The following is a 20,061-nucleotide window of genomic DNA, read 5'->3' on the forward strand; positions in this document are numbered from 1 at the left end:
AGGCTCTGCCCGATCTGACGAGGAGAACCATGTCGAGCGACCGTGTCGTGCTCATCACCGGAGGCAACCGCGGCATCGGCCGCGCGATCGCCGAACGCTTCGTGTCCGACGGCTACCGCGTCGCGGTGACCGCTCGTTCGGGCGAGGGGCCGGAAGGTACGCTCACGGTGCGGGCCGACGTCACGGACGCGGCCGCGCTGGACGCCGCCTACACCGAGGTCGAGGAGAAGCTCGGTCCGGTGACCATCCTCGTCGCCAACGCGGGAATCACCCGCGACATGCTGCTTCTGCGCATGAGCGAGGACGACTTCGACGATGTCATCGACACGAACCTGGGCGGCACATTCCGTGTGGTCAAGCGCGCTGCCAAGGGACTCGTCCGGGCACGATGGGGTCGCGTCATCCTCATCTCCAGTGTCGTGGGCCTCTACGGGTCGGCGGGCCAGATCAACTACGCCAGTTCGAAGAGCGCTCTCGTCGGATTCGCCCGCTCGCTGACCCGCGAGCTCGGGGCACGCGGCATCACGACGAATGTCGTCGCGCCGGGATTCATCGAGACCGACATGACGGCGGAGTTGCCCGCCGAAACGCAGGCGGAGTACAAGAAGGCGATTCCCGCCGGTCGCTACGGCACCGCTTCGGAGGTCGCCGCGGTCGTGGCGTGGCTCGCCTCCGACGACGCCGCCTACATCTCCGGCGCGGTCATCCCGGTGGATGGCGGCCTGGGCATGGGGCACTGACCGTCAGCGTTCGACCGCTCGGACGATGAGCGCTCCCAGCCGCTGGGGCTGGGAGAACTGCGGCCAGTGGCCCGAACCGATCGGTACGACCTCACGGTCGACGATGGCGTGCCACTCGTCGCGATAGGTCGGCCACTGCGTCAACTGGGCGTCGAGCTCCTCGGCGTCGGCGCCGCCGGAGAGGACGGTGACGGGGATGCCGTATCGGCGCCGGTCGTGCAGATGCAGTGGGTCGGTCGGAACGGCTGCGGGGACGGGAACCGCCGCCGCCGCGACCCGGTCGCGCGTTGCGTCATCGAGGTCAGCGATGTCCGGTGCGTCGAATGTCGACCAACCGGGGAAGGGGACGACGCCGTCCACCACCGGAAAGGCGGCGATGTCGGCGCCGTCGGGCACCGGCACGGTGTCGACGAGGACCACACGCGCGACCGCCTCCGGGCGTGCGTCGGCGGCGCCCCAGGCCACGTTGCCGCCGCCGCTGTGCCCCACGAGCACCACGGGTCCTGCTGCCGCGTCGATCCGGGTGACGACGGCGGCGACCCAATCCGCGAGGTGCGCGTCTGCCGACGACGGGAGCGTGAGGGGCACGGCGTCGAAGCCTGCGTCGTCGATCGTGGGCACCACGTCGTGCCACGAACCGGCATCCAGCCACAGGCCGGGAATGAGGATGAGCTGCATCCTCGGACTCTACGCCCGGCTCCGGACGCCGTCAGGGCAGAAGCGGGATGACCTCGCGCAGATCCACGGGGCCGATGACGAGGTCTGCAGCTGCGCGCACGGCGGGCTTGGCGTTGAAGGCGAGGCCGAGAGCCGCCGCACGCATCATCGGCAGGTCGTTCGCACCGTCGCCGATGGCGACGGTGCGGCGCGGATCGACCTCGTACCGAGCGGCCCACTCGCGTAGCTGCGACGCCTTGGCCTCGCCGTCGACGATCTCTCCCGACACGGCGCCCGTCAGTGCGCCGGAGTCGACCTGGAGACGGTTCGCGCGCCAGAGATCGACTCCGAGTGCGGGCGCGACCTCGTCGAGGATCTCGTGGAACCCGCCGGAGACCACACCGACGATGCCGTTGCGGGCATGCACCGCATCGATCAGTTCGCGCACGCCCGGCGTCGGTTCGATGCGCGATCTCACGCGTGCGAAGGATGCGGTGGGCACACCGCGCAGTTGCGCGACGCGGGAGCGCAGACTCGTGGCGAAATCGACGTCTCCCCGCATTGCGGCCTCCGTCGCCGTCGCCACCTCGGCACCCCGTCCGGCCTCGTCCGCGATCAACTCGATGACCTCGTTGCGGATGAGAGTGGAGTCGGCGTCGAGGACGACGAGGAGACGACGAGGGCGGTTCTCACGCATCCGTCCACGCTAGCGCGCGCGGCCCCGGGCGGCTGACAGGGGCCGCGGCTGTCACGGCTCGACGCGGACGTTCTTGCCGACGACGGTGATCCCGGAGTCGGTGACCGTGAATCCCCGTGCCAGGTCGCGTTCGCGATCGACGCCCACCGTCGCGCCGTCGGCCAGGACGACGTTCTTGTCGAGGATCGCTCGATGGATGCGTGCGCCGGCCCCCACACGAACGCGGTCGAAGAGCACCGAGTCGGTGATGGTCGATCCGCCCCCGGCCAAGGTCCAGGGGCCCACGACGCTGCGCTCCAGGTGCGTCCCCGACAGCACGGAGCCGAGTGAGACGACGGAGTCGATGGCGTTGCCGATACGCCCCACCGCATCCCGCACGAACTTCGCGGGCGGCGAGTTCACCAGCTGGGAGTGGATGGGCCACTGCGTGTTGTACAGGTTGAAGATCGGAAGCGTGGAGATCAGATCGAGGTGCGCGTCGTAGAAGGAGTCGATCGTGCCGACATCGCGCCAGTAGGCGCGGTCTCGGTCGGTCGAGCCGGGCACCTCGTTGCGGATGAAGTCGTAGACACCGGCCTCCCCGCGGTCGACGAAGTACGGCACGATGTCGCCACCCATGTCGTGATTCGACGTGGGAAGCTCGCCATCCGCCTCGACGGCTTCGATGAGCGCGTCGGTGTTGAAGATGTAGTTGCCCATCGAGGCCAGCACCTCGTGCGGGCTGTCGACGAGCCCTGCCGGATTTTGCGGCTTCTCGAGGAATTCGCGGATGCGGGTCGGGTCGTCCGGCTCGACGTCGATCACGCCGAACTGGTTGGCCAGGCCGATCGGCTGGCGGATGCCGGCGACCGTCGCGCGCGCTCCGGACGAGATGTGCGCGTCCAGCATCTGCTGGAAGTCCATTCGGTACACGTGATCCGCGCCGACCACGACGACGATGTCGGGCTGCTCGTCATTGATGAGGTTCAGACTCTGCAGGATCGCGTCGGCGGAACCAGAGAACCACCGCTTGCCGAGGCGCTGCTGGGCCGGCACCGACGTCACGTAGGAGTCGAGAAGCGCCGACATGCGCCAGGTCTGGGAGACGTGGCGATCGAGGCTGTGCGACTTGTACTGCGTCAGCACGACGATCTGTCGCAGCCCGGAGTTGATGAGGTTCGAGATGGCGAAGTCGATGAGTCGGTACTGGCCGCCGAACGGCACCGCCGGCTTAGCCCGGTCGGCCGTCAACGGCATGAGTCGCTTACCTTCGCCACCCGCGAGGATGATTCCGAAGACCTTGGGTGCCGGCATGGCACCAGACTATGCCGCACGCACCCCCTGTACTAGCGTCCATGACATGCGCGTCGACATCGTTTCCAAGGAATACCCGCCCGAGATCTATGGCGGGGCCGGAGTCCATGTCGCCGAGCTCGTCCGCGCCCTGCGCGAGCGCATCGAGGTCCAGGTTCGCGCGTTCGGAGAAGCGCGCGACGAAGCGGATACGACGTCGTATGCCACGCCTGCGGAACTCGCGCACGCGAACCCCGCGGTGAAGACGCTCGGCACCGATCTCGAGATCGTCGGCGACGTCGCCGGGGCCGACATCGTGCACAGCCACACCTGGTACGCGAACTTCGCGAGCCACCTCGCATCCCTCCTGCACGGCATCCCGCACGTCGTCACCGCGCACTCGCTCGAACCGCTGCGGCCCTGGAAGGCCGAACAGCTCGGGGGCGGTTATGCGGTGTCGAGCTGGGTCGAACGCACGGCCTACGAGTCCGCGGCGGCGATCGTCGCGGTCAGCGAGGGCATGCGGGCCGACATCCTGCGCGCGTACCCGCAGGTGGATCCGGCTCGTGTGCGCGTCATCTACAACGGCATCGACGCCGAAGCGTGGCAGCCGACCCGCGACGAGGATCTCCTCCGCGCTCTCGGCATCGACGCGACGAGGCCATCCGTGGTCTTCGTCGGGCGCATCACACGGCAGAAGGGCCTGCCGTACCTGCTCCGTGCAGCGCGGCTGCTGCCCGCCGATGTTCAGCTGGTGCTCTGCGCGGGCGCTCCGGACACGCCCGAGATCATGGCGGAGGTCGAAGCGCTGGTGCGCGAGCTGCAGGAGACGCGCGACGGGGTGGTCTGGATCGACCGGCACCTGCCGCGCCCCGAGCTGTCCGCCATCCTGACCGCCGCGACCACGTTCGTCTGTCCCTCGATCTACGAGCCGCTCGGGATCGTGAACCTGGAGGCGATGGCGTGCGGTGCGGCCGTCGTCGGAACCGCCACCGGCGGCATCCCCGAGGTCGTGGTCGACGGTGAGACGGGGCGCCTCGTGCCGATCGCGCAGGTCCAGGACGGCACGGGGACGCCGCTCGACCCCGACCGCTTCGTCGAAGATCTCGCCCGCGTGCTCACCGAGGTCGTCTCGGATCCCGAGCAGGCCGCACGCTACGGTGCCGCCGGCCGCCGTCGCGCGGTCGAGGACTTCAGCTGGACGCGCATCGCCGCCGAGACCGAGCAGCTCTATCGCGAAGTCCTCGAGACCCGTTGATCCGGCTCGGCCGCAACCGCCGGCCCGGTAGGCTGGACGGCATGCCGCAGGTGCTGGATTTCTCCGACGTCGTCGTCCGCCGCAACGCCAAGGACATCGTCTCCCATCTGGACTGGCAGGTGGACGGCGACCAGCGTTGGGTGGTCCTCGGCGCCAATGGCGCAGGCAAGACCACGATCCTTCAGCTCGCCGCGACCCTCGATCACCCGACCTCCGGCGCGGTGACCATCCTGGGCGAGCGTCTCGGACGCACCGATGTGTTCGAGCTGCGTCCCCGCATCGGGTTCGCCTCCAGCGCGATGGCCAAGCGCATCCCCGCTGAAGAGACGGTTCTGAACGTCGTGCTGACCGCGGCGTTCTCCGTGCTCGGACGCTGGAACGAGCAGTACGACCGCATCGACGAGCGCCGCGCACTGCGTGTGCTGGCCGAGTGGAAGCTCGACCACCTCGCCGATCGCACCTTCGGAACGTTGTCGGACGGGGAGCAGAAGCGTGTCCAGATCGCCCGCGCCGTCATGACCGATCCCGAGCTGCTGCTTCTCGATGAGCCGACCGCGAGCCTCGACCTGGGCGCGCGAGAGGAGCTCCTCGAACTGCTGAGCGGCTACGCCCAAGCGCCCACGACGCCGGCGATGGTCATGGTCACGCACCATGTCGAAGAGATTCCGGTCGGATTCACCCACGTGCTGCTGCTGCGTGCGGGCGCCGTCGTCGCCTCGGGGCCGATCGCCGAGACGCTCACCGCGCAGAACCTCTCCGAGACGTTCGGGATGCCGATCGTTGTCACCGAAGCCGACGGCCGCTACGCCGCACGCGCGGCGCGCTGAGCGCCGGATGCGGCGAAGCGCCGCTCCTCCTGTTAGACTCGTCTTTTGGTGCTTCCGGCACCGCAGACTTTCCTCCGAAGCACTCCCGCAAGGAACATCCATGAAGACTGACATCCACCCCGACTACCGCGACGTCGTTTTCCGCGACCTCGGCTCGGGCGAGACCTTCCTCACCCGCTCGACGGTCTCGAGCGACAAGACGATCGAGCTCGACGGCGTCGAGTACCCCGTCGTCGACGTCGAGATCTCGTCCGCCTCGCACCCGTTCTACACGGGCAAGCAGCGCATCATGGACTCGGCCGGCCGCGTCGAGAAGTTCAACCAGCGCTTCAAGAACTTCGGCGCCAAGTAAGACGCCACCACGCACGAAGGGCCCCGCGTCATCGCGGGGCCCTTCGTGCGTCACCGGATCGGCCAGCGTCCGTCCACGGGATCGAGCGGATCGATGCGACCGATGCGGACGAAGTACTCGGTCAGGCTCTCAGCCTGCGACCTCGCCCAGGCGACCTGGTTGGTGTGCAGCTGGGCCACGGCCGCCGGCAGCAGATCGCCGTAGCGTTCGCAGAGGGCGAGCGCGACCCGTCCCGCGGCGACCGCATCCGCCGCGGCTTCGTGCGCGCCGTCGAGGATGACGCGATAGTGCTCGGCGACGACGCTCAGCGTGCGCTTGCCGCGACGATAGGCGTCGAACGCCTTGTCGAGCACGAGCGGATCGATCACGGGGGACGGGTTCTCGATCGGCGACACGCGGTGACGCGCGGCTTCGTATCGAAGAAGTGAGAAGTCGTACGGAGCGTTGTACGCGACGACCGGCGTGCCCGCAGCGAAGATATCCGAGAGCGCTCCGACGACCTCCTCGACGACCTCGCGCGCGGGACGCCCGTACGCGCGAGCGTGGGCCGTGGAGATGCCGTGCACCGCTGTCGCACCTTCGGGGATCGCGATGCCCGGGTCCGCGAGCCACGAGCGCGCTTCGACCACGGAGCCGGTCTCGTCCAGCACGCCGACATGCGCGGTGACGATGCGGTCGCGGGTCACATCGACGCCGGTCGTCTCGAGATCGAAGACGCCGATGCGTCTGGCCCACGCCGGAGGGCCGAGGGGCGGGAACGTCTCGAGGTCGAACAGCGCTTCGGGCGCGCCAGCGGCGCCGGGGTCCTCGGGCATGCGATCACGCTACGCGAGACCACCCCCACGCCCGGATGACCACGCCGGGCGCGACGTAGACTCGAACGGTGACAGCGCCGCATCCCTACGCCGACAAGCTCGCGCCCATTCCGGTCCTGCGGCGAAGTGTCGAGGTGATGGGGAGCGAGACCGTCTATTGGGAGTACGGCGAGGAAGACGCCCACACGACCCTCCTGCTCGTGCACGGCTTCCGCGGCGACCACCACGGGCTCGAGCCGGTCGTTGCGAACCTTCCGGGCTTCCGCGTCATCGCCCCCGATCTGCCGGGCTTCGGCGAGACGGCGCCGATCCCGCACCGTGTCCACGATCTGGAGCTGTACGCGCAGTGGCTGGACGGCTTCGCGGCGGCGGTGGCGCCGGGAGCGCCGGTCCTCGGTCACTCTTTCGGATCGATCGTGGCCTCCGCGGCCGTGGCCGGGGGGCTCCCGACGGATCGCCTCGTGCTCGTGAACCCCATCGGTGCGCCCGCACTGGAGGGGCCACGCGGGTTCCTCACTCGACTCGCGGTCCTCTACTACCGTGCTGCGGCGCGCCTGCCCGCGCCCGTGGGCGACGCGCTGCTGCGCAACCGCCTGATCGTGCGGGGGATGAGCGTCGCCATGGTCAAGACGCGTCAGCCGCTGCTGCGACGGTTCGTGCACGATCAGCACGATCGCTATTTCTCGCGGTTCGCGGACCGCGACGTCCTCCTGCAAGCATTCGTGGCGTCCGTTTCGCACGACGTGCGGGAGTTCGCGCCGCGCATCTCGCAGCCCACGCTGCTCGTTGCGGCTCAACTCGATGACATCACGCCGATCGAAGCGGAACGCGCCCTGCGCGGGCTGTTCCGCGACGCGGAGCTCGTCGAGATCGCCGGTGTCGGTCATCTGATCCACTACGAGACGCCCGAGCCGGCGGCGGCGGCGATCAGTCGCTTTCTTGCGCCTTCCGCTGACGGTACGCGTTGACGTTCATCCGGTTGCCGCAGTTGCCGGTGTCGCAATAGCGCTTCGAGCCGTTACGGGAGAAGTCGACGTACACCGCACCGCAATCGTCGGCCGAGCACACCCGGATCCGCTCGTACGCATCGGCGCGGATCACGTCCACGAACGCCATCGCGGCTTCGATGAGGATCCGGTCGGCCAGCGGTCCGTCATCGGGTGTGGCGTGGATGTGCCAGTCATACGCATCGTGGCGGACGAGACGCGGCACGGCGTTGCTATCGTGGAGCATCGCGTTGACGACGGGCACCGCGGAATCGCGATCGAGCGCCCAGAGCTCTCGCAGCCGGGGCCTGATGCGGCGGATCGCGTCGAGTTCATCGGCATCGAGACGGATCGATCCCGAATAAGGGTGAACCCGCAGGTAGGCGGCCAGATCGTCGAGATCGACGAGACCGTCCGCGTCCGGTGACGCCGTTCCCGGCAGCGTGTTGACCATGTCCGCGGTCATGACGAGAGACGAACGCGTGTCAGGGGTGAAAATCAAGTTGACTCCTGACTCCAGGGGGGATAACGTCACCAGCGTTCCTCCAGTTTACTCCTGACAGTCGGAGATGCCGATGGTCGCCCAGACCTCCTCCCTCGCCGTGGTCGAGCCTCTGCCCGTGCCGAGTCGCCGCGTCGCCGGGCTTGCCGTCGGGCTCGCGTCCGCGCTGGCTTTCTCCTCCAGCGGTCCGGTCGTGAAGCCGCTCATCGAGGCGGGGTGGACGCTCGGAGCCGCGCTCCTGGTGAGGATGTCGCTCGCGGCGCTCATCCTGTCGCCGGCTCTGATCCGCGCGGTGCGCCGCCGGCCGGGGCTCCTAGGCCGGCAATGGCCGCTGATCGTCGGATTCGGGCTGACGGGCGTCGCGGGTTGTCAGATCTTCTACTTCGCCGCGATGCAGCGGATGCCAGTGGCCGTTGCGCTCCTCGTGCAGTATCTCGCGCCGGTGCTGCTCGTCCTGCTCGCGTGGGTGCGCACACGTCGCGCTCCGTCCCGACTGGTGCTCACCGGCTCCGCGGTCGCGATCCTGGGTCTCGTGCTGGTCGTGGACATCGCGGGGGCGCGCTTCGACCTCCTCGGCACGATCTTCGCGCTCGGCGCCGCGGTCTGCGTGGGTGCGTACTTCCTGCTGTCCGAACGCACCGGCGAAGAACTGCCGCCCCTGGCGCTCGCGGCCGGGGGACTGATCGTGGGCGCCGCCCTCATGGCCGCCCTCTGCTCGACGGGTCTGTTGCCGTTCTCCGCCCCCGATGTGTCCGTCGTGCTGGCGGGATTCGAGCTCCCGGCGTGGGTCGCCATCGGTTGGGTCGGCGCCGTGGCCACGACGCTCGGCTACTCCCTCGGGGTGATCGCCGTGCCGATGCTCGGCTCGCGGGTGGCATCCTTCATCGGGCTTTCGGAGGTTCTCTTCGCGCTGTTGTTCGCGTGGCTCCTCCTGGGCGAAGCCCCCGGCCCGGTGCAGATCGTGGGCGGTGCGGTCCTGATCGTCGGCGTCGTGCTGGTGCGGATGGACGCCTCGGCGCCTTCGGCGCAGGCCACCGGGACTAGCGCTGCGGCTGCGCCATCGCCATGAGAGGCGTCACCCGGTAGGGGATCACTTCGTCCATGACGAGGGAGGTCTCGGTGCGCTCCACCCCGCTGATCGCGAGGATGCGGGCATCCGTGTCGAACAGGTGCTGCGCGTCTCGGCAGGCGACACGGACGAGCAGATCGACCGAGCCCGCGAGGCCGTGCGCCTGCAGCACCTCCGGAACCTCCGCCAGCTGTTCCCGGATCCGTGGGAGTTCGTGCTGTCGTACGGTGACGCTGACGTAGGCCTCGATGGGGAACCCGAGGGCACTCGTCGAGAGAGCGCGCTGGTAGCTGAGGAACGCTCCCGTGCGGTCCAGACGCGCGAGCCGTGCCTGGACCGTGTTCCGGGACAGCTGAAGGCGCTCGGCGAGTGCGACGACCGTTGCGCGATGGTCGTCAGCGAGGGCGCGGAGCAGCTCGATGTCGATACGGTCCAAGGCGGGCATGATGCGCAACGCTAGCAGCAGTCGACAGTGTCGTTTGCGCATATTGCGCGGCGGGGGTCACGAAGCGGTGGGGCTCGGAGAGGCACCTTGCGTCGTGAACAGACCCAGTCCGTGCTCCTTCAGGATGTTGTACGCGTCGGCGTAGGTCTCCGGTTCCGGAGCATCGCTCGGGCCGTAGCGCTCCAGGAGGAGGCCGAGCAGCCCCTTCGCGGGCGATGTCAGCGGCTTGTCGGAGTTGCGGATCTCTTCCAGCTCGTCCTCCTGCAGCAGAGGCGGCACATAGGCGGGGTTCACGGTCGGCCAGGTGGACGGGTCGCGCGGCTCGGTCAGATTCGTCGCGCCGAACAGGGTGGGAGCGCCGCGGTCGCGATCGGTCAGCGGTTCGAGACCGTGCAGCTGGCAGAGGGTCGCGATGACGGCCGCGTGATGGATCTCCTCATTGATGACCGTTCCGGCTCGTGTGTACGCCGAGACGGCGATCGCGGGCACCCGCAGTCCGAGTCGATCGAAACGGAAGCCCATCTCGCCCTCCGCCGCCTCGGGGTCGGGAGGAGTGGCCCTGGGCGGTACGACGTGGTCGTACGTGCCGCCGTGCTCGTCGAACGTGATGAGCAGGAGGGTGTTCAGCGCGTGGGAGCCTTCGCTGCTGTCGGAGGTGCGGATCGCGTCGTAGACGCTCGCCACGAGGGCTTCGCCGGCGCGGACGTCCGACACCGCCGAGTCGAACACGGGGGAGCCGTCGACCTCGCTTCCGCGCACGACGCCGAAGGGTGGGTGGAAGTCGTTGTGGTTGTAGACCATCCGCGGCTCGATGAACGCGTAGTCGGGAAGCGTTCCGGCCTTCGCGTCCGCGAAGAACCGGTCCATGTACGCGAAATGGTCGGTACGCCAGTACTTCTCGAGCACGGGCGCGTGCATGACACCCGTGAGGGAGACGAGCTGCTGTTCGTCGAAGTAGATGCGCCAGCTGCGACCCGCCTCCTCCAGGCGGTTGAAGATCGTCGGCGCCGGAGCCGCATCGAGCCACTTGCTGTAGCCGCCGCCACCGCGATTGGTGACGAAACCGTGTGACGTCGACGCATGGAAGAAGGAACGGTTGCAGTACGTCTGGCTGGGCACGGCGCAGTGCCAATGGTCGTACACCGCGAACCCTTGAGCGAGCGTGGAGAGCACCGGCAGCATCGCGGGGGAGAATCCGCCCATGATGACGTCGGTGTCCGCCGGGGATGGTTCTCTGCCCTTGCTCGTGCGTCGATAGTTCGCCACGTAGTCGCGCACGAAGCCCTGCATCGTCGGAGTGCTGTCTGCGGAGGGGGCGTTCCACGGAGCGCGAAGCGGCCGGTGCCAGGAGGTCTCGTTGGATGCGGGGTCGACGGTGCCGAAGATCTGGGTGTTCACGTGAGGGTACGTCTCGCCCGGATCCGGGTCGGGCGAGCACATGATGTCATCGGTGCTGCCCGTGTACACGTGCGCAGGCACCGTCCGCCCGTCGGGCGCGGGGTTCGAATAGTCGCCGAACGTGAGACCGTCGAACCGCGCACCGGTGGGCAGCGTCTCGGGTGTGTAGAGGTGGCCGAGAAGGTTGTCGAACGACCGGTTCTCGCCCATGAGGACCACGACGTGGGCGAACGCGGGCTCGTTCGCGGCGCGTGACGGACGCGTCGAGGCCTGCACGGTCGCCGCCCCCGCTCCGGCGGCTCCTCCCAGGGCCAGTCCGCCGAGGGCCAGCCCACCCACCCGAAGGAAGTCGCGCCGGGAGGCTGCTCCGGCATCCGGGTGCGGATCGTTCCTCGGTCGGCGGCTCATCGTGGAGACAGGCTACGGCATCGCACTCGAGGTATCGCGGCGGCTCAGACGGAGGAGTAGGAGAGCAGCCGCAGCACACCGTGCTCCCACGAGAATTCCTGCGCCGATCCGTTGCCGAGCCGATCGCCGTCGGCGGGAAGCTGCTCGTCGGTCGCGAAGGCGAGCACTTCGCGGATCAGGGCGCCGTGAGCGACGGCGACCACGGCGGGCGGCTCGCCCTCCGTCGATGCGTCGTCGATGACCCGCGCCACGGCACGCAGGGCGCGCTCTCGCAGCTGCTCACGCGTCTCGGCGCCCGGCACCTGCGCATCCGGCCCGCGTCCCCAGCGCGCGGCGAGCTCATCGATGGACACTCCCTCGGCCTCGCCGTACGAGCGCTCGCGCAGCTCCGGATAACGGGCGGTCACGGGCCGCTCCAGGATCGCCCCGATGATGTCCGCCGTCTCGGCTGCGCGCTGCAGGTCGCTCGAGACGAGCACGAGCGACATGGCCGTGTCGAGGCGGTCGCGCAGCGCGAGGCCGGCCTCGCGCGCCTGCGCGCGTCCGGTGTCGTTGAGGGGGATGTCTGTCGCGCCCTGGATGAGGCGCGCGCGGTTCCAGTCGGTTTCGCCGTGGCGGATCAGGATGAGGTGGGTCACAGGCCTGTCAGAGTGTCGAAGCGGAGTCAGCGTCGGCGGGGAAGAGCCTCGGCCAGAGCGGTGAGCACCTCACTCGTCCCGGCGTCGACCTTGACCGTCGCCCGAGCATCGGCCCGGGTCTGTCCGCGGTTGACGATGACCACCGGAAGCCTACGTCGCCGAGCGCGCTCGACCAATCTGATGCCCGAGTTCACGACGAGGGAGGAGCCCGCCACCAGAAGCGCATCGGCGGTGCGCACCAGCTGTTCGGCTTCGCGGAACCGCTCAGCAGGGATGAACTCGCCGAAGAAGACGACGTCCGGCTTGAGCACGCCTCCGCACACACTGCATTCGGGGATGCGGAAACCTTCCACCTCGGCCCCCGCGACGTCGCCGTCCGGACCGAGCGGCAGCTCTTCCGTCGCGCTCAGCCAGGGATTGTCCGCTTCGACCCGTGCGGCGAGATCCCGCCGATCGAAAACCTGCCCGCACTGGAGGCAGCCCACGCGTCGCATCGTGCCGTGCAGCTCGACTACGCGACGAGAGCCGGCACGCACGTGAAGCCCGTCGACGTTCTGCGTGATGACACCGCTCGTGATGTCCTCGCCCTCGAGCTGGGCGAGGGCTCGGTGGCCCTCGTTGGGCTGGGCCGCGGCGAAGCGCCGCCAGCCGAGGTGGCTGCCCACCCAGTAGCGCCGTCTGGCGCTCTCCTCAGCGAGGAACTGCTCGACGCTCATGGGCTTGCGCACCGGTGCGCCCTGTCCGCGATAATCCGGGATGCCGGAGTCCGTCGACACACCGGCGCCGGTGAGGACGGCGACCCGGCGGCCGGCCAGCGCGTCGATCGCGCGCTCCAGCTGAGCGAGGGCGGTCGGATCGGGTTCCGTCACGAGTGGCACAGTACCTCCTGCTGCCGAGCCTACGCCTGCCGGTTTGCGGGCATGTTTCGTCGCCCGTGTCCGGGCTGGTTAGCTGGCGGGGGAGGACCCATGCACCTGGAACAGATCACCGACGCCGACGATGCGCGCCTGCACGACTACCGCAGCCTCACCGACGTCGCACTGCGGCGCGTGTCGGAGCCGGTGGAGGGGCTGTACATCGCGGAATCCGCCAAGGTGATCGCGCGGGCGCTCGCGGCGGGCCATCGACCGCGGTCGGTGCTCGTGCAGCAGAAGTGGGTCGACGAGGTGTCAGGGCTCCTGGCGCACACGGACACGCCGGTATACGTCGTCCCGGCCGAGGTCGCCGAGTCGGTCACCGGGTACAGCGTGCACCGCGGCGCCCTCGCGGCGATGCACCGGCCGACGCTGCCGGATGTGGCCGACCTCCTGCGGGGTGCCCGCACGGTGCTCGTCCTCGAGGACATCGTCGATCACACGAACGTCGGCGCGGCCCTCCGCGCGGCCGCGGGGATGGGAGCGGATGCGGTCCTCGTGACCGAGCGATGCGCGGACCCGCTCTACCGCCGCAGTGTGCGGGTCAGCATGGGCACCGTCTTCCAGGTGCCGTGGACCCGCCTCCCGGCGTGGCCCGAGGCGCGGGGGCTCTTCGACGAGGCGGGGTTCCACCTGGCCGCTCTCGCGCTGGCGGACGACGCCGTCGCGCTCGAGTCGTTCGCGGCGTCGAGACCCGAGCGGGTGGCGCTGCTGCTCGGGGCGGAGGGCGACGGCCTGAGCCGCGGTGCGCTGCGGGCAGCCGACACGGTCGTGACGATCCCTATGGCGGGCGGGGTCGACTCCCTGAATGTGGCGTCTGCGGGCGCCGTGGCGCTCTGGGCGCTCGCTCACCCGCCCGCGGCGGGGTCCTGATCCTCGATACGCGCCACGCGCGACGCCTCAGGACGCTTCGCCGTCACGTGGTCGCCGGACGATTGGTGCCGCAGGCGCCGAAGCACCCAGGGCACGAGGTAGGTCCGCGCCCAGACCAGATCGTCGGCCCGGGCCGCACGCCAGTTCCGCACCGCGATCGGCGCAGGCTGCATCGGGGTCAGGTCGTTGGGGACGTTGAGGGCCCTCAGCACCATCCGCGCGACCTCGTGATGCCCGAGGGTGTTCAGATGCAGGCGGTCGTCCGCGAAGAAGCGGGTGTCCTGGATCTCCTTCAGGCCCCACTGGTCCGCGACGATGCAGTCGTACCGGTCGGCGATCGCGCGCAGATTCTCGTTGTAGATCGCGACCTTCCCGCGGAAGCCGCGGAACACGGGCGAGAAGTTCGTGTCGATGCCCGTGAACACGACGACGGTGGCGCCGGTCGATGAGAGCCGGATGACCGCATCCTCGAACTGCTGCGAGATCTCATCCGGATCGGTGCCGGGGCGGATGACGTCGTTGCCGCCCGCGCAGAAGCTGATGAGGTCGGGGGAGAGAGCGAGGGCGGGCTCGATCTGCTCGGCGACGATCTGGCCGATCAGACGACCGCGCACCGCGAGATTCGCGTACGCGAAGTCATCGACACCGGCGCCCAGCACCTCGGCGACGCGGTCGGCCCAACCGCGGTTGCCGCCCGGCGAGTCGGGCGAGGGATCACCGAGGCCTTCGGTGAAGGAGTCGCCGATGGCGACGAAACGCCGCCACGGATGTACCTGATCGTTGGCAACGTAGGGCGTGCGGTGCGGCAGAGCCGATTCGGTCGTCATCGTTCCTCCTGACCTCTCAGCGTAGCCCCGCGTCCTGAGCGCAGGTCGAGGCCGGGTGTCCGCGATCTCGCCTATCGTGGATTCTCGCGTTCGAGAAGGGAGGTGCGATGGACGACGAGCGGGAGGCCACCATCGACGCCGATCGGATCGACGAGCACGGAGCCGAACACATCGGCAGTTTCGCCGCCGAGCACCTCTCCCCGACGTATCCGCAACGAGCGCCGTGGGGAACCGCGCAGCGGCTGCGTGCCTGGCAGGCGGAGGCTCTCGACCAGTACTTCTCGCTGGACGGTCCCGACGGCGTAGGAAAGGGGCCTCGTGACTTCCTGGCCGCGGCCACGCCCGGGGCCGGCAAGACGACGTTCGCGCTGCGTCTCGCGAGTGAGCTGCTGCGCCGTGGGGTCGTCGACCGCATCATCGTGGTCGCACCGACGGAGCACCTCAAGACGCAGTGGGCCGATGCGGCGGCGCGGGTGGGCATCCGACTCGATCCCCACTTCAGCAATCGGCACACCGTTCCCGCCCGGCAGTATCACGGCGTCGCCGTGACGTACGCGCAGGTCGCCGTGAAGGCGTCCGTCCACCAGTACCTGACGATCGAGAAGCGCAGTCTCGTGGTCCTCGACGAGGTGCACCACGGCGGCGACGCCCTCAGCTGGGGCGATGCACTGCGTGAGGCGTACGGCCGCGCCACTCGCCGGCTGCTGCTGTCCGGCACGCCCTTCCGCTCGGATACCGCCCCCATCCCGTTCGTCGAGTACCACCCCGACGCCAAGGGCAACCGCATCTCCCGCACCGACTACGCGTACGGCTATCGTCGCGCGCTCGAGGACGGCGTCGTGCGACCCGTGCTGTTCATGGTCTATGCCGGGCACATGCGCTGGCGCACCAAGACGGGCGACGAGATGGAGGCGCAGCTCGGGCAGGACAACACGAAGGACATCACCTCCCAGGCGTGGCGCACCGCGCTCGCGCCGGAGGGGGAGTGGATCTCCGCTGTCCTTCGCTCCGCCGATCGGCGCCTCTCCGAGGTGCGGGAGCAGGTCCCCGACGCGGGCGGCCTCGTGATCGCGACCGACCAGACGGCGGCGCGCGCGTACGCGGACATCCTGCAGCAGATCTCCGGGGAACCCGTCACCGTCGTCCTCTCCGACGAGGCCGAAGCGTCCTCTCGCATCGAAACGTTCTCCGCCTCGGATTCGCGCTGGATGGTGGCGGTGCGGATGGTGTCCGAAGGCGTGGACGTGCCGCGCCTCGCGGTCGGCGTGTACGCGACCTCTGCGTCGACCCCGCTGTTCTTCGCGCAGGCGATCGGTCGCTTCGTGCGTGCGCGGCGTCGCGGTGAGACCGCGAGCGTGTTCCTCCCCAACGTCCCGCAGCTCCTGACACTCGCCAACGAGATGGAGCGCCAGCGCGACCACGCGCTCGACCGCGAGAGCGATGCGGAGGACATGTGGGACGCCGAAGAGGACATGATGAATGCGGCGGAGCGTGAAGACTCCGCATCCGACGCCCTCACCGAAGAGTTCGCGTACCAGGCTCTCGGTGCGAACGCCCACTTCGACCGTGTTCTCTTCGACGGCAAGGAGTTCGGTCAGCTCGCCGTGCCCGGCACGCCGGAGGAAGAGGAGTTCCTGGGTATCCCCGGGCTCCTCGAGCCGGAGCACGTGCACGAACTCCTGATGCAGCGCCAAGCCCGTCAGGGACGCCATCGCTCCGCACGGGAAGCGCGCGAGGCGGCAGGGGACCAGGAGCCGCCGAGCGACATCCCCGCGCCCCTTCACCGCACGCTCAAGGAACAGCGTCAGCTGCTCAACAGCCTCGTGGGACTGTACGCGCGGCAGAGCGGCGAGCCGCACGGCGCGGTACACACCGAACTGCGTCGACTGTGCGGGGGGCCCGCGGTGTCCCACGCGACCGTCGCTCAGTTGCAGGCCCGGATCGAACTGCTGCGCAAGCGCGTCCACAGCTGAGGGGCTGTGGGCAACGGTCCGCCTCGCACACAAAGAAGAAGAGGGCCCCTTCCGGGACCCTCTTCTGTCACTGTGCGCGAGGGGGGACTTGAACCCCCACGCCCTATACGGGCACTAGCACCTCAAGCTAGCGCGTCTACCTATTCCGCCACCCGCGCAGTGTTTTCGTCGCTTTCGCAACGAGGAGCAACGTTACCACGTCCCGTGTCCGGTCGTTAATCCGGCGCGGCCCGCGTGTGTCGCGCGTCATGGGATGGACACACGGAGCCGGTAGCCTGAACACCATGACGGACGCGACTGCCGGGGGCGCGCCCGATCTGCCCGAGGTCGCGCGGATCGCGCGGGACCTCATCCGGATCGACACGACGAACTACGGCGGTGGCCGGGCCGTCGGCGAACGCGAGGCCGCCGAGTACGTCGGCGCCTACCTGGAGCATCTCGGTCTCCAGGCGCAGTACTACGAGCCGGTCGCGCGCCGCACGAACGTCTTCGCCCGCGTGCCCGGGCGAGACCGCAGCCGCCCGGCCCTGGTCGTCCACGGCCACCTCGACGTCGTCCCCGCGGTGGCGGAGGATTGGAGCGTCGATCCGTTCGCGGGCGTCGTGCGTGACGGGATGCTGTGGGGACGCGGCGCAGTGGACATGAAGAACATGGACGCCATGATCCTCACGTCGGTCGCGGAGCTCGTGCGCGCAGGCGAACAGCCCGAACGCGATCTCGTGCTGGCTTTCTTCGCCGATGAGGAGAACGGCGGTGTCGAAGGCTCCTCGCTGGTCGTCGAACATCGACCCGAGATCTTCGCCGGCGCGACGGAGGCCGTCAGCGAGGTCGGTGGCTTCTCCGTCGACGTCGGTTCTCGACGGGCCTATCTCCTGCAGGTGGGGGAGAAGGCGCTTCTCTGGTTGCGGCTGGTCGCGCGCGGCGCAGCCGGCCACGGCAGCAGGTTCCATCCGGACAACGCGGTGGTCCGCCTGGCCGAGGCCGTCGCGGCCCTCGGGCGCACCGAGTGGCCCCTGCGTCTCACCGACACGACCGAACGTTTCCTCGCGGAGATGTCCCGCCTCACGGGGATCGACACCTCCGACCCCGATGCGTTGGCCGACGCGGCCGGACCCGCATCCGCGTTCCTCCGGGCGAGTCTGCGCACGACGGCGAACGCGACAGGACTCGCCGCCGGCTACAAGCACAATGTGATCCCCGATCGCGCAGAGGCGCTGATCGATGTCCGTGTGCTGCCGGGAACCGAGGATGCGGCACTCGCCGACATCCGACGCATCGTCGGCGAGGGGATCGAGATCGAGACCGTCGTGCGCGACGTGGGCCTGGAGACGGCGTTCGAGGGCGATCTCGTCGACCGCATGGTCGACGCCCTCGCGCACCACGATCCCGATGCGCCCGTCATCCCGTATCTGCTCGGTGCCGGCACCGACAACAAGGCCCTGTCCCGTCTGGGCATCGCCGGCTACGGGTTCGCGCCGTTGCGCCTTCCGCCGGGCATGGATTTCACCGGTATGTTCCACGGTGTCGATGAGCGCGTCCCGATCGATTCGCTCGTGTTCGGGCAGCGCGTGCTGACCGACTTCCTCGGCACCTGCTGACCCGTCATCCGATCAGGCGAAAGGCCGTCGATGCAGAATTTCCTCGAAGCGCTCCTCCTGGGCCTCGTTCAAGGCCTCACCGAGTTCCTCCCGGTCTCCTCGAGCGCACATCTCGCGATCCTGGGCGCGTTCCTGCCCTCCGCTCAGGATCCGGGCGCGGCGTTCACGGCGATCACCCAGATCGGCACCGAAGCAGCGGTGGTGATCTTCTTCTGGAAGGACATCGTCCGCATCATCTCGCACTGGTTCGGCTCCTTCACCGGCCGCGTGCCGCGGAACGATCCCGATGCGCGGATGGGCTGGTTGATCATCATCGGGTCGGTGCCGATCGTCGCACTGGGGCTCTTCTTCCAGGACCAGATCGAGGGCGTGTTCCGCTCGCTCTGGCTGGTGGCGGGCATGCTCATCTTCTTCGGCGTGCTCCTCGGCATCGCCGATGCGGTCGGGGCGCACCGCCGCAAGCTCAAGGACCTCACGATCGGCCACGGCGTCGTCTTCGGCCTGGCGCAGTCGCTCGCCCTCGTGCCGGGCGTGTCGCGTTCCGGTGGCACCATCACCGCAGGTCTCTTCCTCGGCTACGAGCGTGCGGCGGCCGCGCGGTACGCGTTCCTGCTCGCCATCCCGGCGGTGTTCGGCAGCGGCTTCTACCAGTTGTTCAAGGTGCTCCGCGAACCCGAGGTCGACCCCGCCTTCAACCTGTGGGAGACGGGGGCCGCGACCGTCGTCGCGTTCTTCGTCGCACTCGTGGTCATCAAGTACTTCATGGCGTGGATCTCGAAGCGCAGCTTCCTGCCGTTCGTGATCTACCGTGTCGCGTTGGGCGCCTTCGTGATGGTGATGCTCGCCACCGGTGTCATCGCGGCCTGACGGCGACCCCGCGTCAGCGACGCGGCTCGTCGCGTTCGGGTTTGCCCGGTCCGTCGCCGCGGCGGCGCAGATACTGCTCGAACTCGCGGGCGATGGCGTCACCGGACGCATCCGGGGAGTCCCACGTGTCGCGCGTGCGTTCGAGTCCGCGGATGTACTCGGTCATCTCCTCGTCGTCGGCCGCTGCCGCGTCGATGGACGCCTCCCACGCGGCAGCCTGCGTCGACAGTTCGCCGCGGGGCACCTTGGCTCCGGTGAGGTCTTCGAGACGGTCGAGCAGCGCCAGCGTGGCTTTCGGAGACGGCGTGTGACCCGCGACGTAGTGCGGGACGCTGGCCCAGAGCGACGCAGCAGGGATGCCGGCTTGTTCCGCGACATGGGCGAGGACGCTCAGAATGCCGACGGGTCCTTCGTAGGAGCTTCTCTCGAGGCCCAGACCGGTGCGCAGCGCATCGCTGTCACTGCCCGCGAAGATCGAGATCGGACGGGTGTGCGGCACGTCCGCCATCATCGAGCCGAGCGCGACGAAGCCCGTGATGTCCTCGGCGAGTGCGAAGTCGACGAGCTCGGAGGCGAACGCCTTCCAGGCCCGTGCCGGTTCGACCCCCGTCAGCAGCCAGAGCTGCGTCCCGCGGGTCTGCTGCGACGGGCGCAGCAGCGTGGTCTCCGGCCAGGAGAGCGCGCGATTGCCCTCCGCATCCAGGCTCACCGTGGGGCGGGTGTACTGGTAGTCGAAGTACAGTTCGGGATCGACCGAGTACACGGGCTCGTAGTCGCCCTCGGCGCGCAGCAGAGCCAGCGCCGCGGATGCCGCCTCACCCGCATCGTTCCAGCCGTCGAAGGCGGCGACCAGAACGCGCCGACCGAGTCCCTCCACCGTCACTCCCTCTCTTCCGCAGCAGCCGTGTGCCGCGGGGATCGTTCCAGGATAGGCGCAGCGGCGCC

General features: G+C 69.0%; 21 protein-coding genes and 1 tRNA gene. 10 read left to right on the forward strand and 12 right to left on the reverse strand.

Annotation, left to right across the window (positions count from 1 at the left end):
- Nucleotides 1-29 precede the first annotated feature (29 nt).
- Nucleotides 30-740: a beta-ketoacyl-ACP reductase gene (locus tag LXM64_RS08260; RefSeq protein WP_137417037.1), complete on the forward strand. Its 711-nt coding sequence runs from the start codon at nucleotides 30-32 to the stop codon at nucleotides 738-740.
- Between the two features lie 3 nt (nucleotides 741-743).
- Here LXM64_RS08260 and LXM64_RS08265 read toward each other — a convergent pair whose 3' ends face one another.
- From LXM64_RS08265 to glgC, 3 genes are read right to left on the reverse strand one after another with little or no spacing between them, the layout of a single operon-like run.
- Nucleotides 744-1,418: an alpha/beta fold hydrolase gene (locus LXM64_RS08265; protein WP_234075398.1), complete on the reverse strand. Its 675-nt coding sequence runs from the start codon at nucleotides 1,416-1,418 to the stop codon at nucleotides 744-746.
- A 31-nt stretch (nucleotides 1,419-1,449) separates the two neighbouring features.
- On the reverse strand, nucleotides 1,450-2,094 hold the full coding sequence (gene serB, locus LXM64_RS08270) for a phosphoserine phosphatase SerB (protein WP_234075399.1): 645 nt from the start codon (nucleotides 2,092-2,094) through the stop codon (nucleotides 1,450-1,452).
- A gap of 51 nt (nucleotides 2,095-2,145) precedes the next feature.
- Nucleotides 2,146-3,387, reverse strand: a complete 1,242-nt coding sequence (gene glgC / locus LXM64_RS08275) for a glucose-1-phosphate adenylyltransferase (RefSeq protein ID WP_137417034.1) — start codon at nucleotides 3,385-3,387, stop codon at nucleotides 2,146-2,148.
- A 46-nt stretch (nucleotides 3,388-3,433) separates the two neighbouring features.
- Between glgC and glgA the strand changes: the two genes are divergently transcribed.
- From glgA to LXM64_RS08290, 3 genes are all read left to right on the forward strand, one after another.
- On the forward strand, nucleotides 3,434-4,624 hold the full coding sequence (glgA, locus tag LXM64_RS08280; RefSeq protein ID WP_234072826.1) for a glycogen synthase: 1,191 nt from the start codon (nucleotides 3,434-3,436) through the stop codon (nucleotides 4,622-4,624).
- A 41-nt stretch (nucleotides 4,625-4,665) separates the two neighbouring features.
- A complete protein-coding gene (locus LXM64_RS08285) occupies nucleotides 4,666-5,451 on the forward strand; it encodes an ABC transporter ATP-binding protein (RefSeq protein ID WP_137417032.1) in 786 nt (261 codons plus the stop codon).
- Between the two features lie 100 nt (nucleotides 5,452-5,551).
- Nucleotides 5,552-5,803 carry a type B 50S ribosomal protein L31 gene (locus LXM64_RS08290; RefSeq protein ID WP_137417031.1) on the forward strand — a complete coding sequence of 84 codons (252 nt, stop codon included), beginning with the start codon at nucleotides 5,552-5,554 and terminating at the stop codon, nucleotides 5,801-5,803.
- Nucleotides 5,804-5,853: 50 nt separating this feature from the next.
- Here the strand turns inward: LXM64_RS08290 and LXM64_RS08295 are convergent, their stop codons facing one another.
- Nucleotides 5,854-6,618, reverse strand: a complete 765-nt coding sequence (locus LXM64_RS08295) for an exonuclease domain-containing protein (protein WP_234072827.1) — start codon at nucleotides 6,616-6,618, stop codon at nucleotides 5,854-5,856.
- A 68-nt stretch (nucleotides 6,619-6,686) separates the two neighbouring features.
- On the opposite strand from LXM64_RS08295, the gene LXM64_RS08300 reads away from it, so the two are divergent.
- Entirely contained in the window at nucleotides 6,687-7,586 is a 900-nt protein-coding gene (locus LXM64_RS08300; protein WP_234072828.1) for an alpha/beta fold hydrolase, read from the forward strand.
- On the opposite strand, the gene LXM64_RS08305 is transcribed toward LXM64_RS08300, so the two are convergent.
- Nucleotides 7,546-8,106 (reverse strand): CGNR zinc finger domain-containing protein, encoded by a 561-nt coding sequence (locus tag LXM64_RS08305; protein ID WP_419144830.1) that lies wholly within the window; start codon nucleotides 8,104-8,106, stop codon nucleotides 7,546-7,548. The genes LXM64_RS08300 and LXM64_RS08305 overlap by 41 nt on opposite strands.
- 73 nt (nucleotides 8,107-8,179) lie before the next feature.
- Between LXM64_RS08305 and LXM64_RS08310 the strand changes: the two genes are divergently transcribed.
- Nucleotides 8,180-9,175, forward strand: a complete 996-nt coding sequence (locus LXM64_RS08310) for an EamA family transporter (protein ID WP_234072830.1) — start codon at nucleotides 8,180-8,182, stop codon at nucleotides 9,173-9,175.
- Here the strand turns inward: LXM64_RS08310 and LXM64_RS08315 are convergent.
- Genes LXM64_RS08315 through LXM64_RS08330 form a run of 4 tightly spaced genes read right to left on the reverse strand, consistent with a single transcriptional unit; the run spans nucleotide 9,147 to nucleotide 12,933 of the window.
- Nucleotides 9,147-9,620, reverse strand: a complete 474-nt coding sequence (locus tag LXM64_RS08315) for an Lrp/AsnC family transcriptional regulator (protein ID WP_234072831.1) — start codon at nucleotides 9,618-9,620, stop codon at nucleotides 9,147-9,149. The two genes, LXM64_RS08310 and LXM64_RS08315, sit on opposite strands and share 29 nt — an antisense overlap.
- Before the next feature lie 57 nt (nucleotides 9,621-9,677).
- Complete coding sequence (locus tag LXM64_RS08320; RefSeq protein ID WP_234072832.1) at nucleotides 9,678-11,426, reverse strand: alkaline phosphatase family protein; 1,749 nt, start codon at nucleotides 11,424-11,426, stop codon at nucleotides 9,678-9,680.
- Between the two features lie 44 nt (nucleotides 11,427-11,470).
- Nucleotides 11,471-12,064, reverse strand: a complete 594-nt coding sequence (locus LXM64_RS08325) for a histidine phosphatase family protein (RefSeq protein WP_234072833.1) — start codon at nucleotides 12,062-12,064, stop codon at nucleotides 11,471-11,473.
- Nucleotides 12,065-12,090: 26 nt separating this feature from the next.
- Nucleotides 12,091-12,933 (reverse strand): Sir2 family NAD-dependent protein deacetylase, encoded by an 843-nt coding sequence (locus tag LXM64_RS08330; protein ID WP_234072834.1) that lies wholly within the window; start codon nucleotides 12,931-12,933, stop codon nucleotides 12,091-12,093.
- Between the two features lie 99 nt (nucleotides 12,934-13,032).
- On the opposite strand from LXM64_RS08330, the gene LXM64_RS08335 reads away from it, so the two are divergent.
- Complete coding sequence (locus LXM64_RS08335; RefSeq protein ID WP_234072835.1) at nucleotides 13,033-13,851, forward strand: TrmH family RNA methyltransferase; 819 nt, start codon at nucleotides 13,033-13,035, stop codon at nucleotides 13,849-13,851.
- On the opposite strand, the gene LXM64_RS08340 is transcribed toward LXM64_RS08335, so the two are convergent.
- Entirely contained in the window at nucleotides 13,827-14,678 is an 852-nt protein-coding gene (locus LXM64_RS08340; protein ID WP_234072836.1) for an SGNH/GDSL hydrolase family protein, read from the reverse strand. The two genes, LXM64_RS08335 and LXM64_RS08340, sit on opposite strands and share 25 nt — an antisense overlap.
- Nucleotides 14,679-14,785: 107 nt before the next feature.
- On the opposite strand from LXM64_RS08340, the gene LXM64_RS08345 reads away from it, so the two are divergent.
- Complete coding sequence (locus LXM64_RS08345) at nucleotides 14,786-16,651, forward strand: DEAD/DEAH box helicase (protein WP_234072837.1); 1,866 nt, start codon at nucleotides 14,786-14,788, stop codon at nucleotides 16,649-16,651.
- 73 nt (nucleotides 16,652-16,724) lie between these two features.
- Here the strand turns inward: LXM64_RS08345 and LXM64_RS08350 are convergent.
- Nucleotides 16,725-16,809 (reverse strand) — tRNA-Leu (locus LXM64_RS08350).
- A gap of 126 nt (nucleotides 16,810-16,935) precedes the next feature.
- On the opposite strand from LXM64_RS08350, the gene LXM64_RS08355 reads away from it, so the two are divergent.
- Together LXM64_RS08355 and LXM64_RS08360 are read left to right on the forward strand one after the other, a co-directional pair.
- The gene (locus tag LXM64_RS08355) at nucleotides 16,936-18,249 is read left to right on the forward strand and encodes a M20/M25/M40 family metallo-hydrolase (protein WP_234072838.1); all 1,314 of its coding nucleotides are present in this window, start codon (nucleotides 16,936-16,938) and stop codon (nucleotides 18,247-18,249) included.
- Between the two features lie 30 nt (nucleotides 18,250-18,279).
- Nucleotides 18,280-19,116: an undecaprenyl-diphosphate phosphatase gene (locus LXM64_RS08360; protein ID WP_137417018.1), complete on the forward strand. Its 837-nt coding sequence runs from the start codon at nucleotides 18,280-18,282 to the stop codon at nucleotides 19,114-19,116.
- Between the two features lie 13 nt (nucleotides 19,117-19,129).
- On the opposite strand, the gene LXM64_RS08365 is transcribed toward LXM64_RS08360, so the two are convergent.
- Complete coding sequence (locus LXM64_RS08365) at nucleotides 19,130-19,993, reverse strand: PAC2 family protein (protein WP_234075435.1); 864 nt, start codon at nucleotides 19,991-19,993, stop codon at nucleotides 19,130-19,132.
- Nucleotides 19,994-20,061 lie beyond the last annotated feature (68 nt).

Origin of the sequence: Microbacterium binotii (assembly GCF_021398715.1) — a bacterium.
GTDB classification, from domain to species: domain Bacteria; phylum Actinomycetota; class Actinomycetes; order Actinomycetales; family Microbacteriaceae; genus Microbacterium; species Microbacterium binotii_A.